The organism is Gemmatimonadaceae bacterium (genome assembly GCA_019752115.1).
Taxonomy (GTDB): Bacteria; Gemmatimonadota; Gemmatimonadetes; order Gemmatimonadales; family Gemmatimonadaceae; genus Gemmatimonas.
On the sequence record JAIEMN010000004.1, the window covers coordinates 241,116 to 257,529 of the forward strand.

At 68.1% G+C, this 16,414-nt stretch carries 16 protein-coding genes; 10 read left to right on the forward strand and 6 right to left on the reverse strand.

Annotation, left to right across the window (positions count from 1 at the left end):
- Positions 1 to 3: 3 nt before the first annotated feature.
- On the reverse strand, positions 4 to 474 hold the full coding sequence (locus K2R93_02760; GenBank protein MBY0488742.1) for a cupin domain-containing protein: 471 nt from the start codon (positions 472 to 474) through the stop codon (positions 4 to 6).
- A 38-nt stretch (positions 475 to 512) separates the two neighbouring features.
- On the opposite strand from K2R93_02760, the gene K2R93_02765 reads away from it, so the two are divergent.
- Together K2R93_02765 and K2R93_02770 are read left to right on the forward strand one after the other, a co-directional pair.
- Complete coding sequence (locus K2R93_02765) at positions 513 to 1,235, forward strand: hypothetical protein (GenBank protein MBY0488743.1); 723 nt, start codon at positions 513 to 515, stop codon at positions 1,233 to 1,235.
- A gap of 15 nt (positions 1,236 to 1,250) precedes the next feature.
- The gene (locus tag K2R93_02770; GenBank protein MBY0488744.1) at positions 1,251 to 2,411 is read left to right on the forward strand and encodes a metallophosphoesterase; all 1,161 of its coding nucleotides are present in this window, start codon (positions 1,251 to 1,253) and stop codon (positions 2,409 to 2,411) included.
- On the opposite strand, the gene K2R93_02775 is transcribed toward K2R93_02770, so the two are convergent.
- The gene (locus tag K2R93_02775) at positions 2,408 to 2,923 is read right to left on the reverse strand and encodes a pyridoxamine 5'-phosphate oxidase family protein (GenBank protein ID MBY0488745.1); all 516 of its coding nucleotides are present in this window, start codon (positions 2,921 to 2,923) and stop codon (positions 2,408 to 2,410) included. The genes K2R93_02770 and K2R93_02775 overlap by 4 nt on opposite strands.
- An 18-nt stretch (positions 2,924 to 2,941) precedes the next feature.
- Here K2R93_02775 and K2R93_02780 point away from each other — a divergent pair, with 18 nt between their 5' ends.
- Entirely contained in the window at positions 2,942 to 4,225 is a 1,284-nt protein-coding gene (locus K2R93_02780; GenBank protein ID MBY0488746.1) for an OFA family MFS transporter, read from the forward strand.
- Here K2R93_02780 and K2R93_02785 read toward each other — a convergent pair.
- A complete protein-coding gene (locus K2R93_02785; GenBank protein MBY0488747.1) occupies positions 4,173 to 4,559 on the reverse strand; it encodes a nuclear transport factor 2 family protein in 387 nt (128 codons plus the stop codon). The two genes, K2R93_02780 and K2R93_02785, sit on opposite strands and share 53 nt — an antisense overlap.
- 508 nt (positions 4,560 to 5,067) lie before the next feature.
- Positions 5,068 to 7,356, reverse strand: a complete 2,289-nt coding sequence (locus tag K2R93_02790) for a carbohydrate binding family 9 domain-containing protein (protein MBY0488748.1) — start codon at positions 7,354 to 7,356, stop codon at positions 5,068 to 5,070.
- 286 nt (positions 7,357 to 7,642) lie between these two features.
- Here K2R93_02790 and K2R93_02795 point away from each other — a divergent pair, with 286 nt between their 5' ends.
- Together K2R93_02795 and K2R93_02800 are read left to right on the forward strand one after the other, a co-directional pair.
- Positions 7,643 to 8,095 (forward strand): hypothetical protein, encoded by a 453-nt coding sequence (locus tag K2R93_02795; protein ID MBY0488749.1) that lies wholly within the window; start codon positions 7,643 to 7,645, stop codon positions 8,093 to 8,095.
- Between the two features lie 44 nt (positions 8,096 to 8,139).
- Entirely contained in the window at positions 8,140 to 9,435 is a 1,296-nt protein-coding gene (locus K2R93_02800) for an alpha-hydroxy-acid oxidizing protein (protein MBY0488750.1), read from the forward strand.
- Here K2R93_02800 and K2R93_02805 read toward each other — a convergent pair.
- Positions 9,422 to 10,093, reverse strand: coding sequence for a hypothetical protein (locus tag K2R93_02805; protein MBY0488751.1), 672 nt, complete (start codon positions 10,091 to 10,093; stop codon positions 9,422 to 9,424). The genes K2R93_02800 and K2R93_02805 overlap by 14 nt on opposite strands.
- 78 nt (positions 10,094 to 10,171) lie before the next feature.
- Here K2R93_02805 and K2R93_02810 point away from each other — a divergent pair, with 78 nt between their 5' ends.
- From K2R93_02810 to K2R93_02820, 3 genes are read left to right on the forward strand one after another with little or no spacing between them, the layout of a single operon-like run.
- On the forward strand, positions 10,172 to 10,762 hold the full coding sequence (locus K2R93_02810; protein MBY0488752.1) for a TetR/AcrR family transcriptional regulator: 591 nt from the start codon (positions 10,172 to 10,174) through the stop codon (positions 10,760 to 10,762).
- On the forward strand, positions 10,759 to 12,156 hold the full coding sequence (locus K2R93_02815; protein ID MBY0488753.1) for an alginate export family protein: 1,398 nt from the start codon (positions 10,759 to 10,761) through the stop codon (positions 12,154 to 12,156). The genes K2R93_02810 and K2R93_02815 overlap by 4 nt, the downstream gene beginning before the upstream one ends.
- Before the next feature lie 40 nt (positions 12,157 to 12,196).
- Complete coding sequence (locus tag K2R93_02820; GenBank protein MBY0488754.1) at positions 12,197 to 13,291, forward strand: VOC family protein; 1,095 nt, start codon at positions 12,197 to 12,199, stop codon at positions 13,289 to 13,291.
- A 46-nt stretch (positions 13,292 to 13,337) separates the two neighbouring features.
- On the opposite strand, the gene K2R93_02825 is transcribed toward K2R93_02820, so the two are convergent.
- Positions 13,338 to 14,117, reverse strand: a complete 780-nt coding sequence (locus K2R93_02825) for a hypothetical protein (GenBank protein MBY0488755.1) — start codon at positions 14,115 to 14,117, stop codon at positions 13,338 to 13,340.
- A 118-nt stretch (positions 14,118 to 14,235) separates the two neighbouring features.
- Here K2R93_02825 and K2R93_02830 point away from each other — a divergent pair, with 118 nt between their 5' ends.
- The gene (locus K2R93_02830) at positions 14,236 to 14,715 is read left to right on the forward strand and encodes a hypothetical protein (protein MBY0488756.1); all 480 of its coding nucleotides are present in this window, start codon (positions 14,236 to 14,238) and stop codon (positions 14,713 to 14,715) included.
- A gap of 53 nt (positions 14,716 to 14,768) precedes the next feature.
- Positions 14,769 to 16,414 (forward strand): hypothetical protein (locus K2R93_02835; GenBank protein ID MBY0488757.1); only part of this gene is annotated, 1,646 nt, incomplete at its 3' end.

Below are 16,414 nucleotides of genomic sequence, written 5' to 3' on the forward strand. Positions count from 1 at the left end.
CGCCTACAACAGCGCGGGATCGAGCGACGGCCGCTGATACGCCGGCACGTCTCTCAGCAGCGTGAAGTCGGCAAAGTCGAACCCGGGCCCCACCGTGCAGCCGCTCAGCGTATAGCTGCCGGTGGGACGCGCGGCTTGCCACCACCCGGCGGGGACGACGTACTGCGGCGTCCCGCCGGTCGCGAGCGGTCCCAGAAGAATGCGCGTGGTCGGCCCGCCCTCAGGCGGCGAGACGAACAGTTCGAGCGGTTCCCCTTCGTACCAGTGCCACGATTCATCGCTTTCGACGCGATGCCAGGCGCTGTACGTCCCATTGACGAGCAGGAACCAGATCGCCGTCAGTGCGGCCCGATCGCCACGACGATCAGCGGGCTGAACCACATGCGGCGAACGAAACGTCTCGGCGTACCAGCCCCCCTCCGGGTGGGCGCGCAGGCCGAGTTGCGAGATGAGGACGGCAACACGTGTGAGCATGCTGTATTCTACTTCCCGTCCCCAACAACGAGATGCTGATGTCCGCTGATGTGCATCCACACCGGACCACTGAGTCCGAAGCGACCCGCCGCGCCTTTCTGCAGCAGCTTGGACTGACGCTCACCGCGAGTGGACTCGCCGTGGCCGGTGCGCCGTCACTGCTGTCGGCGGCCCCCTTCGCCGACGTGACCTCGGCGGGCGCGGCCGACGACTTTGATATGACCTGGACGGCGCGCGTTACCGGGAAGCACAAGGCCGTCTTTGACTCGCCGGATATTGCCGGCGGCCTGGGCGTGATTCGCGGAGCCGTGGTCAAGAAGCAGTACATGGATGCCTTCAAGATTGCGGCAGCGGACTTCACGACCGTGATCGTGCTGCGCCATGACGGGATCGCGCTCGCCATGAATCAGCAATTCTGGGACACGTACGGCATCGCCAAAAGCAACAATGTCAAGCACCCCTGGACGGGCGAGCCGATCACCAAGAACCCGGCCACGCTGACGCCCGCCGATGGCCTCCCCGCCACGCTGGCGGGCGCGGACCTCGCCTCGCAGCTCAAGAACGGCGCCATCGCACTCGCCTGCAACCTGGCCTTCGGTGACATGGTCGATCTGGTGGCCAAGACGGACAAGCTGTCCGACGCCGACGCGCGCAAGAAGGCGCTCGGCATGATGATGCCGGGGGTGATCATGCAGCCGAGTGGCGTGTTTGCCACGACCGTCGCGCAGGAGAAGGGCTGCGTGTACGTCCGTGCCACCTGAACGCGGATTCGGGCGATGATGGGATGGTGTGTGGCGGCGCTCGTCGCGCTGGCGTCCAAGGCGGTCGCCCCGGTCTCGGGGGTCGTCTATACCGATCGCAACGCGAACGGCGTTCGCGATGCTGGCGAGGTGGGTATGGCGGGCGTCGCGGTGTCCAATCAGGACACCGTCGTACTGACCGACGCGAGTGGCCGCTACACACTGCCCGGCGCGGGGCTGGGCAATGTGTTTGTGTCGGTGCCCCGCGGTTCCCGCGCGGTCGGCGCCTGGTGGAAGCCGGCCGACGCGCCCACGCTGGATTTTGCCCTGACGCCCTGGAAGGAGCCGGTGCCCTTCCGGTTCGTGCAGGCGTCGGATACGCACATTGCGGCGCCGGTGGTGCCACGCACGCGGCGCATGATCGCCATGGTGGATTCGATCGCGCCGGCGCTGCTGCTGGTGACCGGCGATCTGGTGAAGGACGCGCTGCGCGTGAGTGAAGCCGAGGCGACGGGCTACTACGAACTGTTCGCGAACGAGATGCGTGCGCTGCGCACCCCGTTCCGTACGGTGCCGGGGAATCACGAGATCTTCGGTATCGAGCGCGAGTTGTCGAAGGTGCCGGCGACGAACCCGCTCGTGGGCAAGGCGATGTATCGCGGTCGCTTGGGACCCGAGTACTACTCGTTCAATGCCGGCGGCATGCACTTCGTCGCCCTGAATACGGTGGATATCGACGATCAGTGGTACTACGGACACGTCGATTCGCTGCAGCTCGCGTGGCTGCGCCGCGATCTCGCGGTGCTCCCGGACAGCGTGCCGGTGGTGACGTTCAGTCACATCCCGCTCGTCTCCGCCTCCGAAGGCGTGGGCGGCTACACCGAAGCCCCGCCGGCGCCCACGATCATCACCGTGAAAGGCAAGAAGCAGTTCCGGCACACGGCGTCCAATCTGGCCGACGTGCTCGCGGCCATTCGCCCGCATCGCTTTGAGATTGCCCTCGCCGGGCACATTCACGCCCGCGAGATGGTCACGATGCAGACCACGAGCGGCCCGCTGCGGTTCTTTCAGACGGCGGCGGTTGTGGGCGACACGCCGAAGGCCGGCACGGTGCTCCCGAGCGGCATCACGGTGTATACCGTGCGCAACGGGCGTGTGGACGACGGCGTGTTCGTCCCGCTGGGCGCAGTGCGCTAGCGGTTCTTCGCGCCGGTAGGCTTCCAGACCGGCGGGCGCCAGGTCGCGTTGTCGCCCGTGATGTGATCCTTGTCGCTCACGATCTCCAGGTGATCGGGCGTGACACCAATCAGGACCACACCGTTCTCGCGATCCTTGTAGAAGGCATCCCACGCCGGATCCCAATGCGCGTCCTTGGTGGCCTTGTCGCGGGCTACTGTGGCGGTACCCACGATCGAGACATATCCCTGGCGTACGGGATCGAAGTAGTGCAGGACGACGCGCCCATCGCGCGTGATGTCCTGCACCTTTCGCGTCCGCGGGTTCGTCGCGAACCACACCGTGAAGTCCCGCTCGGGCGGCTTGGGCTGGACCATGCGGCTGCGTGGGGCGCCCCGTTCATCGAGGGTCACAAAGGTCGCGTATTTGGCGCCCGCAATCAGTCGGCGCACGATGGCCGCCGTATCCTTCGGGGCGACCTGCGCGCCAACGGCGGCCGGTAACAGGAGGAGGAGAGCGGCGAGCTTGTGCATGGTAGTAGGTTAGCGGCTATGACCGAGAAACGCTGGCCCATCCCGCTGGGTGCCATCCTCGTTCACCTGGGCATCGGCTCGGTGTACGCGTGGAGCACGCTCAACCGTCCGATCACCGCGGCGTTTCCGGCGCTCCCGTGGTGGCTTACGCCGCCCTATCCCACGTTCACGACGGCGCTCGTGCTGCTGGGGCTGAGTGCCGCGACGTTGGGGCCCTGGGTCGAGATGCGCGGCGCGAAGGTGGCCGCGCGCACGTCGGCGGCCTTCTTCGCGAGTGGGCTGCTGGTGGGCGCGCTGGCGCTCGTGCTCGTGCAGCCGCTGCTGCTCTTCCTGGGCATGGGGATCCTCTGCGGTATCGGCTGCGGCATCGGCTACATCGCCCCGGTGAGCACGCTGGTGAAGTGGTTCCCCGACCGGCGTGGCATGGCCACGGGGCTGGCCATCATGGGCTTTGGCGGCGGCGCGTTTCTGGGCGGGTATGCCAACGCGTTTCTCATCGAGCGCGTCGGCGTTGCCGGGGCGCTGGCGGTGCTGGGCGTCTCGTACCTCGTCATCATGCTGGGTGGCGCGCAGCTGTTACGCCACGCGCCGGGCCATCCGCCGCGCGGCCGTATGACGGTCACGCTCGAGCAGCGCATCGTGGCCGCCGGACTCACGCGGCGCGAAGCGGTCAAGACGCCGCAGTTCGCGCTGCTCTGGGCCATGCTGTGCATCAACGTCACCGCGGGGATCGGCATTCTCGCGCAGGCATCGCCGATGATGCAGGACCTCTTCGGACGCACGCCCAAGGCCGCTGCGGCAGTGGTGGCGGTGATCTCGGTGTTCAATGCTGGTGGGCGCCTGCTCTGGTCGAGCATCTCCGATCACATCGGGCGGCGCACCACGTATCTGGTGTTCTTCGGCGCGCAGGTGGTGCTGTTCCTGCTGATCCCGCGCCTCGCCGAACAGGGGGCGTGGTGGCCCTTCCTGGCGTGCCTGCTGGCGGTGTTCACCATGTACGGCGGCGGCTTCGCCACGATTCCCGCGTTTCTCGCCGATCTCTTCGGCGTCGCGAATGTCGGCGCCATCCACGGCGCCCTCCTGACGGCGTGGAGCGTGGCCGCGGTGGTGGGGCCGGTCATCATCACCGAGCTGTCGTCGCGGGCCAAGGCGGCGCTTCCGCCCGGCGGCAGCAAGGTCCACATCTACGATCAACCGCTGATGCTGTTGGCCAGTCTGCTGGCGATCGGCTTCGTGCTGACGCTGCTCGTCAGGCCTCTTCGCGATACGTCTCCGACGCAATCATCCAGCCCACGTCCGTAAGCCGCCACGTGGCGCTGTAGCTGCCATGCTGCTCGTGCGCGCGCCCACCCATGCGCCAGCGGCCGACCCAGGTGCCGTTCTCGGTGGCGCTGGTGCCATCGGGCGCCACCACGACGAGCACGGGTGAGCGGCGGTAGCCGCCAAAACCCTTCTCGTCCATCTGCACGGCAAAGGCGTCGCGGTTGGCGACACGCCCGGTGAGCGTCGGCCCGCCGGCGACGGCCACGACGACATCCGCCGTCATGAAGGACACCACGTAGTCCGGATCGCGCGCATCAATAGCGGCGTTGGATTGCTTGCGCAGAGCGCGAATATCGGCGGCATGGTCTCGCATGCGCACAATTCTAGCAGCTGCGCCTGAAAAAGCCGCAGCCGGCGCACCTCAACACGAAACGCGCCGAGCAGTGCACGCTCGGCGCGTTTCTGTGTCGTCCCCGGAGGGTCTTAGCGACGCATGCGGTCGCGGGAGAATCCAGCGGCTCCCTGAGTCCGGGTCGGCACCCGCTTGGGCGAAGCTCGAGCCTCGGCCAACGGTGCAAGCCACTCGGTGGTGGCATGTTGCAGCGGGTCGGCGCACGCGACACCTTCGCGCTTCGCCCTCATCCCACCTCGGGGGAACCGGGATCGATGCCCAGTCCGCTTGGGGCGTCGTGGAGGCGCTGCCCTCACTCTGCGAGAGTACAGTGGGATGATTCGGAGGATTTCGCCATACGGAAAAACCCTACACCACCCGAAACCCGCAACAACCCACAACCGACAACCCACAACCAGGAGCCCGAAACCCATAACGGATCAGTTTGGGGTTTCGGGCTTTTGGTTGTGGGTTGTGGGTGGATTTCGGGTTATCCCCCCGTCCCGAACTGCCGCGTGTACTTCAGGAACACACTCCGCTGCAGCGGCTGCTCCCAGTTGAAGAACCCGCTCGCGGTGCGCCCTTCGTTGAACACGAGAAACAGTCCCGTGCCGGCCGTATTGAGCCAGCCGAACCGGACGTTCGCGCCCCACACCTTCTGCTGATTGTTGTACTGCGTGAGCGTCTGCACGAAGATGCGCGGCGTGAAGAAGTAGTTCACGCGCAGCGCCTGCAGCGAGCTCGTGAAATTCCCCTGCGGCAGGTGCACATCGTTCAGTTCGGCGGTAAGCGAGCCGGAGATCGTGGCGCCACGACGCACGGTGAGCGTGGTGCTGCCGCCGTTGCGCGTCCCATTGTAGAAGCCACCGAAGTCAAAGCGGCCGGCGATGCTCACGTTCTCGCTGGGATCGCTGTTGTAGTCGAACCCGAGCGTGCCCCAGTCGTACGCGCCCACCGGCAGCACGACGCCCTTGGCGATCGTGAAGGGCTGCTGCAGCCCTTCATGCGAGATGTTGTACTCCGGACCGAATCGGGCGCCGTTGGCCAATTCGATCTCGGTCATGTCGATGTGCCAGTAGCCCGTCTGGAAAAAGCCGTCGCGGCCCACGAAGCGCCGATAGCTCGTGTGCGGGTTCCACTGCTTGAACCACGTCCACTCCGGCTTGCGCACCAGGCGCATCAAGGAGAAGTCGTACGCGCGGTAGCCCCCCGGGCGGCTCATGAAACCCACTTCCGGATTGAAGTCGTCGCCCACCTGCGCCACGCGCGCGTTGTGGTTCCACACGCTCGTCTGATAGGCGATACGGCCGCTGTAGCTGTAGCTGTCGCCGGTGAGACGCGGCGTTTCCGTCTTGGCGGCCCACAGATCACTCGTCCATGCCTGCCCCAGCCCGATGCGGCCATCGACCGCGTAGGTGCGGTTCACATCGGCCGTGCTGTCGGTATTGAGCCGCTGCACGACCATTGCGCCGAAGCGGGAGCGATTGCCGAGCTCACGCACCACGCGGCCGACCGAGTAGCTCTGACCATCGGAGGCGCCGGTCTTGTCGGTGAGCATCTGCAGCACCCCGATCGTCGTACTCCCCACACGCCCCGTCAGACGGCCGCCGCCCAGGATGGGCTGCGCATTGCCGTTGGCATCGATGCCGATGCGGCGCGTGAAGAACAGATCCACCGCCTGCGGCGTCCCCGCCGAGAAGACGCCGGCGTTCTCGAGGAAGAACGGTCGCTTCTCGGGAAAGAAGACCGGGAAGCGCGTCAGGTTGAGGCGCTGGTCGTCGACTTCGACCTGCGCAAAGTCGGTGTTGTACGTGAGGTCGAGCGTGAGCGACGGCGTGAGACCGTATTTGATCTCACCGCCCACCTCGGTGGGCGACCGCGTTCCCCGCACGCCGTTGGTCCAGGCGGACTGGCTCGACGACAGGAAATACGGCGTCACCGTGCGAATGCGGCGCACCGGGACCTGCAGGCTCGCCAGATTGCCGGCGAGCGACAGGCGATAGAGGTTGAACGCGCGCGGGATGAACGACCAGTACAGCTCCTCGTTCTTGCGACGGATGCTGCGCGTGACGTTGAGCCCCCACGTCTGCACATCGCTGCCGCTCTGGTAGCGCAGCGTCGAGAACGGAATGCGGAACTCCGCCGTCCAGCCGAGCGAATCGATGGTGGTAGCCACCGTCCAGCTGGCGTCCCAGTTCACGTTGAAGCCGCCGAGCGCGCCGGCCTGGGTGCGATTCTGTCCGGCGATCTGGGCGCCACCGCCTTCGCCTTCGCGGATCACCTGGCCGTCGTACTCCACGCCGGCCGGCGTCGTCCCGAAGACGAAGCCGTTCTGATGGTCGTGATAGGTATCGAAGATGAAGGCGATGTGATCGCTGTTGGTGAGCGTCACGTCGCGGATCTTCTCGCCCGGCACGATGAGGTGCGGCTCGCGGTCGTACATGCGCGCGCCGATGTAGAGGTTCACCCCATCGGTGGCAAAGCGGACTTCGGTGCGCTCCGAGGCCGGCACCCCTTCATTCAGCTCCCGCTGTACGAAATCGGTGACCGCCTTGCCGCGGCTCCAGACCGCCTCATCGAGCTTGCCGTCGATCGTGGGCGTTTCCGTAATGCGAATGGCGTCGATCGTGGGGCGCGAACGCTGCCGCGCGAGCTTCGCGAAGGAGTCGGCCACGGCCGCGTCCATGCGGGTCGGCGTGACCATGCCCGGTTGTGCGGCGGCCGACACGGAGAGGACGGCCAACAGCGCGAGGGAACGCCAGGGGCGGAAGAGAGACACGAGGAGTGGGCTTGGAACGGAGGGAGGCAAGACTGGACCGGAATGTAGCGCTGGTGATGCCGCGCACACGTTCGCGTCGGTCGCTGTAATAGCGCGTGACAGCGGCGAAGCGTTGTATGCCACCCCACCGAGACCGGACCGGGCTGCCGGCCGTGCGCTAAGTCGTTGTGGGGCAACGCGCGGGCACGCATGCCCCCGCGTGGAGCGCGCGCGGCATTGTCCCTGCACTCCCCGGGGTCGTGGCCACGAGGGCCCACATCCCCCCTTTGCTCGAGGAGTCCCGCCCATGTTCCGTTCCATCCGCCGCATCACCTCTATCGCCTCCGTCGCCGCAGTCGCCACCCTGGCCGCCTGCGCCGACTCGTCGCCGACGGGCCTGACCAACGACGCCGCGTTCGCGTCGGGCAGCGGCACCACCAGCAGCAGCACGGCCACGAAGATCGAGATCGCGTTGACCCGCCCGGCGGATGGCGTGTATCGCAACGCCAAGGGCAAGGCCAAGTACGCGACGTCGGCCAACGAGCGCGAACTGCAGATCGAAGTCGAGAACGTGCCCGCCGGCACGATGCTCACCTTCACCGTGGGCGGCAGCGCAGCCGGCACCGCCACGGCCGATGCCTTCGGCAAGGCGCGCCTGAATCTCAACACGAAGCTGGGCCAGACGGTCCCGATGGTCAGCACCGGCACCACGGTCCGCGTGTCGTCGCCCGCCGGCGTCGTGGTGACCGGCAGCTTCTAAGCGCAGCACTGGACAACGGCGGCGGGAGGGCACCTCTTGATGGCATGTCCATTGAGCCCTCCCGTCGCCAGTTCGTTGCTCTCCTCGCCGGCAGTCCGCTGCTGGCCGCCCTTGGCTTTGACCGCGCCGAGTTGACGCGCTTCCTTGCCGGTCAGCGCGACCCGCACCGCGCCGCCCTCGATCTCGCCCAACGTGCGAGCGAAAGCGCGCAACCGCCGGTGCTCATCACCAAGGCGGCCGACGCGCTCGACGTCATGGACTTCATGCCGGTCGCCAAGGAGAAGATCCCGGTCGCTCACTGGGGCTATCTCATGACCGGCACCGACGACGATCGCACCATCCAGGCAAACATCGACGGCTACGACCGCTGGGCGCTCAAGCCGCGGCGGCTGGTCGATGTGAGCACGATCGATATGGCCACCACGTTCTACGGCCAGACGTACGGCTCTCCCATCGTCATCAACCCGCTCGGATCGCAGAAGGGCTTCCACCCGCAGGGCGAAGTCGCCGTGGCGCGCGCCGCGAAGGCCAAGAATCACCTGATGGTCCTCTCCACGGTGGCCACCACGAGCATCGAAGAAGCCATTCAGGAGCGCGGCGGCCCGGTGTGGTTCCAGCTCTATCATCAGGCCGACTGGGCGATCACCAAGCAGATGATCAAGCGCGCCGAGAAGGCGGGGGCCACGGCGATCGTGTTCACCGTGGACCTGCTCGGCGGCAGCAATCGCGAAACGATGATCCGCTACGCGCGGCAGGACACGCGCGAGTGCATCAAGTGCCATCTGGGCGGCGCGCCACTCCCGGGCGTGAGCGGGCGCGTGGATGATCGCGACAACCGCCGCAAGCCGAATCTCGTGGGCTACGACACCACCGCGCACCAGATCGACAAGGGAACACCCACGTGGGAGTACGTCGATCGCATTCGCCAGAGCACCTCGATGAAGGTGTGGGTGAAGGGGATCGTGACCGCCGAAGACGCCGCGCTCGCCGTGCGTCATGGCGTGGACGGCGTGTTCGTGTCGAATCATGGTGGCCGCGCCGAGAATTCGCGGCGCGCGACGGTCACCTCGCTCCCCGAGGTCGTGCAGGGCGCCGCCGGAAAGCTCAAGATCATCTGCGACGGGGGCGTGCGCCGCGGCACCGATGTGTTCAAGGCGCTCGCGCTGGGCGCGAACGCCAGCGGCATTGGCCGCCCCTACATCTGGGGGCTCGGCGCCTTCGGTCAGGAAGGCGTGGAGACGGTGCTCGCGCTGCTCAAGAAGGAGTTCGAGATCACCATGAAGCAGAGCGGCACGACGACGCTCAAGCAGATCTCACGGGCGCATATCACGGCGGCGTGACGGCGGCGATCGGCGTGGCGTCGCCCCGCGCGACCCACGCCGCCGTCATCATCCACGCGCTGTGCAGGACGACCACCAACCCGAAGCCGCGCACGTCGAGCCGTAAATGGCCAACGGCGACGCCGATGATGGGAAGGATGCCGGCGAGCACCGCGCCCCATCGCAGGGCCGCCGGGAACGCGCGATCGCCACGCATCGCGAGCGCCCAGAGCCCGAATGCCGCGCCCGCGAGCCCCACATACACCGTGGCGAACGCCTGATTGAGCACCCCCGTGTAGTGCAGCTGCTGCAGGGCAAGCTCACGCGCCGGATCGCCGACGGGGCGCAATCCGGCCAGCAGGGTGGGCGCGACCAATCCACTCATGGCGGCGGCGAACAGGACGGCCACCGACGCCAGCGCGAAGCAGATCAGGGCGCCGATCGCCAGTTCCCGCGCGGCGCGGAGCCGCCAGGTGAGCGCAGTCATGCCGGCCAGCAGCAGCGGCACCGCGCCGATCGCCACCGCGTGCACCGCCGTCGCCAGCGCCAGCGTATGTCGCGTACCGCCGGCACTGGCATCGGCCACCGCCTCGGCGCCCGTGGGATGCAGCAGCATGACACCAAGGATGAGCCCCCCACCAACGAGGGTCGCCGCGCGTGCGTTATGTCGAGAGGTCATGGGAGAGAAGGGGGAGCGGTTGCGGACATCCGTGCACACCCGGACCTTATGACAGCTCCCCCCACCGCGAGGCCGTTGTTGAACAAACCCACGCCCGATGTTCAGGACGACGAGGAGGCGCTGACCGACGCCCGCGTCGCGCGCAGCTCGCGGGCGTTGCGGATGGCCATGCACGACCTCCTGTACGAGCAGGCGTTCGACACCATCACGGTGCAGCACATCATCGAACGCGCCGGCGTGTCGCGCGGCACCTTCTATGCGCACTATCGCAACAAGAACGACGCGCTGCTGGCGAGCTTTGAAGGGATGTTCGGGAGCATGGTGGCCCACCTGGACGCGGCACCGCGAGATCGTCGCCTGGTGCCGGTCCAGGAGCTGCTCTCGCACTTCCACGACGCCCAGCCGGTGATGGCCTCGCTGCGCGCCGCCGGCACGCTGGATGGCATTCTCGAGTACGGCGTGGATCTGCTGGCGGACTGCATCGAGCGACGCCTCCCCCGCATCGGCGCCCGTCCGTCGCTCCCGCCGCGATTGGCGGCGCGCATGCTCGCGGGCGCCCTGCTCGAGATGATGCTCTGGTGGCTGGATCACCCCGAGCGCTCGACGCCCCCGATTCTCGACCGCGAGTTTCACACCATGGCGCAGCGCATGCTCGTCACCACCGCATGAGTCGCCGGTCACGCCTCCTCGGCCTTGCCCTCACGCTCGGTGTCGCGCAGCCGGCGGCCGCACAGCAAACGGGTGCGCAAGCCGGCACGGCCACGCCGGCGCCGCGCCCCGCCGCCACGCCGTCGGCGCCGCACGATCGGCTCAAGAACATCCCGCTCGCTGGCACGCATCCGCTCTCGCTGTCGATTGGCGGGCAGCTCCGCTGGCGCGAGGAGCTCTATCGCGGCTTCAACACGCTCGACGTCAACGACGACAACAGTCAGTCCCGCGTGCTGCTCAGCGCCGACCTCGTGGCGGGGCGCAAGGCGCGGGGCTACGCGCGCCTCTTTACCGAAGTGCGCGACGACCAGAGCTACGGCCGCACGCTCCCCGGCGGTGCGCGACCGCAGGACGAAGACCGGCACGATGTGCAGACCCTGCAGGCTGAGGTGGGGCGCGGCGCGAATTTCCTGCGCGTCGGGCGGCAAGAAATCGCGTTGGGGCAACAGCGGCTGATCGGTGTGGCCGACTGGTCGAACACCCGCCGGAGTTCGGAAGGTGTGCGCCTGCAACTCGTGCGCGGGACGCTCGCGTTCGAAGCCGTCGACGCGCGCCCCGTCACGGTGCGACAGTTCGCGCGCAACGTGGCCGATTCCACGCAGCGCTATCGCACGCTGTCCCTCGGCAGCGCCGCCGGCGCCAAGCCGTTGGCGCGCGGCCTGCCGGCGGTGTGGCAGGCGTACTGGTACGAGCAGGCAATTCATCCGGTGAGCGGCGCGCGCACCTATCGGCTGACCACCGGCGGACGCGTGCAGTGGAACTGGGGTACGCCCAAGAGCGCCATCACCCGATCGTTCGAAGTCGAAGCCGCGGCCCAGCGCGGCACCGTCGGTACGAAGGACATCCACGCCTGGTTTGCCGTCGCCGAAGCGCAGCTGCAGTGGAAGCATGTGCACGGCGCCCCGACGCTCGCACTGGGGATCGAGCAGGCGAGCGGCGAGCGTCCCGCCACGACCGGCACGCTCGAAGCCTTCACCGTGCTCTATCCGGCCGCCCATTCGCACGGCGGCTATGCCGATGTCATTGGGCGCACCAACGCCCGCGAACTGCACACCGTGAGCTCGTGGGACCCGTTCGCACCGCTCAACCTGCGGCTCGCGCTCTATCGCTTCGATCGCGTGCGCCTGGACGATGCGGCCTATACCAAGCAGAGCACCGTCTTCCGCGCCGCCGGCACCAACCGCGATCGCCACATTGCCGATGAGCTCGATCTCACCGGCACATGGCGCCTCGACACGCACTGGCGCGTGGTCTTCGGTGGTGGCCTCGTCGCCCCCGGCGCCTTCCTCGAACGCACAACGACCCAGAGCCGCACCGAACACTGGGGCTTCGGGGGAATCACGCTCACGTTCTGACCCACCGTCCCCGCTCCTCCCACCTCGGGCCACCCCACCGATGACGCGATCCTTCCCCGCGCTGGCGCTTGCCGCCCTGCTCCTCCCCGTTGCCGCACAGGCCCAGGGCCGCTGCGGCGGTGATCGTGCCGGTACGCCGGCGTGCGACACCTCGGCCATCAAGGCGCCGTTCGCGCCGACCGGCTGGAAGACCGTCGCCCTCGATCACTTCTCGATTCAGGCGGCAGACTACAAGAAGGAGTCGGCCTACTACCAGGCGCTCATGAACTGGACGCTGCGCAGCGACGATGGCACCAAGGCGGTGCTCGACGCCGGCGCGGCAGGCCAGGTGGTGATTCGTGGTGGCTACGTGGCCCCACCCGCGCCTCCGGCGCCGCCGCGTCCGGCGGGCGACAGTGCGGCGGGCCGCGCCGGTGGCGCTGGCGGACGGGCGGGTGGGGCGGGCGGCTTTCAGCGGCCGCCGCGCAACACGGCCTGGGATGCCTTCGCGTGGGTCATCAGCCCGTGGGATACCAAGAAGGTCGAGGCCGAGCTCACCAAGCGCGGGTTGAATCCCGTGGCCGAGAACGACGGCGCCTCCCAGTGCTTCCGCTTCAAGGATCCCGACGGCTTTTCGGTGGCGGTGTGCAACGATGCGCACATCAAGGCGGCGCGCGCCAAGACGGCGGCGGCGAAGAGCGACACGCCGGCGCCCTTCGAGAACACCAACTGGAAGACCGTCTGGCTCGACCACATCTCCTTCCAGGTGACCGACTACAAGGAGAGCGCGGCCTTCTATCAGAACCTGCTCGGCTGGCGCCCCACCGGCGATGAAGGGTCCCAGAACGAGATGGAGATCGGGGCCGACGTGGGCAACATCATCGTGCGCGGCGGCAACCCGCTGGCGCCGAACTTCCAGTCGCCCAACCCGCGCCGCGCGCAGATGGATCACGTCTCCTTCGGCATCTCACCGTTCGAGGTGGACCCGGTGAAGGCCGAGCTGACCAAGCGTGGCCTCAGCTCACGCGAAGACACCGGTGGCCGCGGCGACATGCACGATCCGAAGGTGCCGTACAAGAGCTACCACACGACGACGCCGAACGGCTACGACCTGCAGATCTCGAACGCGAACAAGGGGACGCGCACCCCGCGCTGAGCATCGCGAGCGACGCCGTCCCCGCGTGGCGCCGTGACGCACTCCGTCATCGGCGCCACGCGTGCCATTGGAGCATGAGGGTGACCGTTCGCGCGGTGATGTCGCCCCCCGTGGCCTGCGCCACGGCCGTCCCCAGTGGCTCGGCACGGAGCTGCAGCCCCAGGCGGCCGTGGTCCACGCCCACGGCCAGCACGACGCCGGCCCCGTGGCCGACCTTCGAGAAGAGGCGCCGCTGCTGGGTGTCTTCAAACGTCTCGCACGACTGGGTCACGTCGCCGGGAAAGAACCCGACATCGGACAGCCCCCCCGATTCGTTCACCGAACAGCCCTGCGAAAAGACGGCGAGCCCCGCGTCGGCGTACCACTGGGTGCGGACGGTATCCGGGGTGAAGTAGCGACGGCCGAGCAACGCCGCGCTGGCCCGACCGACGCTAAGGTACGCCCGCTCGCTCGTGGCGCCGTGCACTGTGAGATCGCCCTCGAGCGGCGAGCTGGCGAGCTCCGCCCGCACGCCCCACTGCGGCCGCACGCGACGGGTGAACGCCAGCCCGAACAGGCCCGCCGATTTGTTGCCCGCCAGGAACGGGCCGCTCCACGACGCCGTGCCGCCGCTCAGCATCAGCGAGAGCGTCGTCGTTGGCGCGCGGACCGGCGAGGGAGCGGGCGCGGGCTGCGCCTCCACCACCGATCCCAGCAAGCACGAGGCAACCATCGGCACGACAGCGAGGCGGACCACAGCGCGCAGCAGCAACACGAGAAGCTCCGGTTCGAGGTGCCCCGATCGTACCGTCGAACGATGACGCACCCCATACGTCGAATGACGCACGGCAGCCGACCTCGACTGTACGAAGATGGAGATTGCGTCATCATTGCGTGATGTAGCGCACATGTTTTGTTTCGGGCGACTTCCGGATGCCCGTTCCCTCCCGCCCTTGCCATTGCCCATGCGACTGTCGCTTGCCGCGCCCTTCCTGGTCGCCGCCAGTCTCCTGACCGCCTGCGGATCCCCGCTGACGGCACCGGCCGACCTCACCGCCGCCAGCGCCATGCTCGACAACGCGCGGGGCGACGCCGTCTTCATCATCGACGGCAATGGGTGCAGCGATGACATGATTGGCATCGGCAGCGCGCAGTTTCAGCGCAGCCTCACCACCCCTGCGAGCGGGGGATTCATCGCCTGGATCGATGTCGATATCCGCGGCGAGGCGTTCAACACACGCGGCGAGCGCTATCGGTTCGCCAGCAGTGAGCGGCAGTCGTTCCGCGTGACCTCGGGTGACGCGTACACCCTGACGTCTCGCCTCCGCTTGATTGGGCAGGGCGCCGCGCCGAACATCGACGCGAAGCTGAGCTACAAGGTCGCCTTCAATCCGAACGGCGAGTTGACCGTCTACCGCGACAGCTACCGCATTTCCTGCGAGTAGGAATTCGCGGAGCGCTTGCCGCGGTGCCCGGCGGTCTGCAAAATCGCAGACCGATGGTCACCGCGCTCCTGCTGCTTGCCGCACTGGCGGGATCTCCCGCCTCGACCCCTGCTGCCCCGCGCCCCCCGCGCGAGGATGTCGCGCGCCGCAACGCTGCCGCCCGCGCAGACACCACGCCGCGCACGCTCCTCTGGGCCATCGACGGCCTGAGCTTCGAGGCATTCACCGAAGCGCGGGCGCGTGGGCTCTTCCGCCGCTTTCCGAACGCCGGCCGCCACATCGCGCCGTATCCGTCCATGAGCCACCCCTCGTGGACGGAGCTCACCGGCGCGCGCCGCGTCTTCGGCGAGCGGGCGAACATCCGTACCGTGGAAGCGCGGTGGTTTGATCTCGACGCGATGCGCGTCGCCGACGATCCGCGGCAGGTGTTCGCGCGGCAGGCGGCGCCCTTCAACTACATGCGCGCCTTTGACTGGTTTGCCGATCCGCTCAGCGAACCGCTCATGTACTTCAAGGGCGACGCGCTCCCGGACAAGGAGCTGGCTGACGCCGAGCGCGATGTGCTGGAGCACTTCAGCGGGCGCCAGTACACCGTGTTCATCGGCGGCGTCGATGCCATTGCGCACACGCAGCGCGGCGTCCTCTTTGGCTACCTGCGCCGCCTCGATGCGATGATGACGCGGGTGATCGATTCCCTCGAGCGACGCGGCGGTGCGCCGGTCCACCATGTCATCGTCTCCGACCATGGCAATGCCGGCCGCTTTGTGGAAGGGGCGGCGGAATCGTATCTGACGCCGGTGTCGCTGGCGAACGCCTTTCGCAGTGCGCAGCTCGTGCGGCGCGACACGGGGTCGCTCACCGCCCCCAATCAGGCCGCCGTCGTCACCATCGCGCTGGCGAGCATGGTCAATGTGTACGTTGCCGATCTGTCACGGCGCCGCGCGTTCGCCGAAGCGGCGGTGCGCGATTCGGCCGTGGATCTGGTCACGTGGCTCGAGGTCCGGCCCGCTGACCGGTACGTGACCGTCGTGAGTGGGCGGGGCGAAACCCGCGTGCGCTGGGGGACTACCGCAAGCGGCGGGTTCGTGTACGCCGTGGAAGCGGTGCGCGGCAATCCGCTCGCGCTACCGGCGGAGTGGTTCTCGCCGGCCTCGGCGCCGCGCTGGCTCGCTGACAGTGTCACACGAGCCACCGTGACGACGAGCGCGTATCCCGATGCCCTCAATCGGCTCGTGCGCAGTGCCGCGAAGGAAGTTGAGAACGCCCCCGATCTCATCGTGAATCTGCGCGACGGCTTCGCCTTCGACGGCGACTTCGGCAAGTACGTGCGCATGGTGCGCACGCACGGCGCGTTGGGCGCGCGCGCCACCTTCGGCCTCGTGGCCACCACGCACCGGCAGGTGCCCGCCGCCCTGCGCAGCCACGAGGTGCTCGGGGCGATCGGGCTCACCCCCGATTCGCTCTTCCGGCGGGTACTCGCGCGCGCCCCGCACGACGCGCGCGCCCTCGCCGACAGTCTTGCCGGCGCGGCCCCCCGCCTGAGTACCGGGCGCGACGACGAGTCCACCGACGCCAGCTTTCTCCGCCGCGTCGCCCCGCTCGTGCAGTCGGCGGGCTACTTCGATGCCGGCACCATGCGCGCCCTCGTGACCGCCGCCCGCCCCGACTCCGGCGCCCGGGCCGCGCGCGACCGCCGCGT

Coding starts and splice junctions, on each gene's coding strand:
- K2R93_02765 (MBY0488743.1), top strand. CDS start 513: ATGTCCGCTGATGTGCATCCACACCGGACCACTGAGTCCGAAGCGACC.
- K2R93_02775 (MBY0488745.1), bottom strand. CDS start 2,923: ATGCACAAGCTCGCCGCTCTCCTCCTCCTGTTACCGGCCGCCGTTGGC.
- K2R93_02785 (MBY0488747.1), bottom strand. CDS start 4,559: ATGCGAGACCATGCCGCCGATATTCGCGCTCTGCGCAAGCAATCCAAC.
- K2R93_02800 (MBY0488750.1), top strand. CDS start 8,140: ATGTCCATTGAGCCCTCCCGTCGCCAGTTCGTTGCTCTCCTCGCCGGC.
- K2R93_02770 (MBY0488744.1), top strand. CDS start 1,251: ATGATGGGATGGTGTGTGGCGGCGCTCGTCGCGCTGGCGTCCAAGGCG.
- K2R93_02795 (MBY0488749.1), top strand. CDS start 7,643: ATGTTCCGTTCCATCCGCCGCATCACCTCTATCGCCTCCGTCGCCGCA.
- K2R93_02760 (MBY0488742.1), bottom strand. CDS start 474: ATGCTCACACGTGTTGCCGTCCTCATCTCGCAACTCGGCCTGCGCGCC.
- K2R93_02815 (MBY0488753.1), top strand. CDS start 10,759: ATGAGTCGCCGGTCACGCCTCCTCGGCCTTGCCCTCACGCTCGGTGTC.
- K2R93_02780 (MBY0488746.1), top strand. CDS start 2,942: ATGACCGAGAAACGCTGGCCCATCCCGCTGGGTGCCATCCTCGTTCAC.
- K2R93_02830 (MBY0488756.1), top strand. CDS start 14,236: ATGCGACTGTCGCTTGCCGCGCCCTTCCTGGTCGCCGCCAGTCTCCTG.
- K2R93_02805 (MBY0488751.1), bottom strand. CDS start 10,093: ATGACCTCTCGACATAACGCACGCGCGGCGACCCTCGTTGGTGGGGGG.
- K2R93_02820 (MBY0488754.1), top strand. CDS start 12,197: ATGACGCGATCCTTCCCCGCGCTGGCGCTTGCCGCCCTGCTCCTCCCC.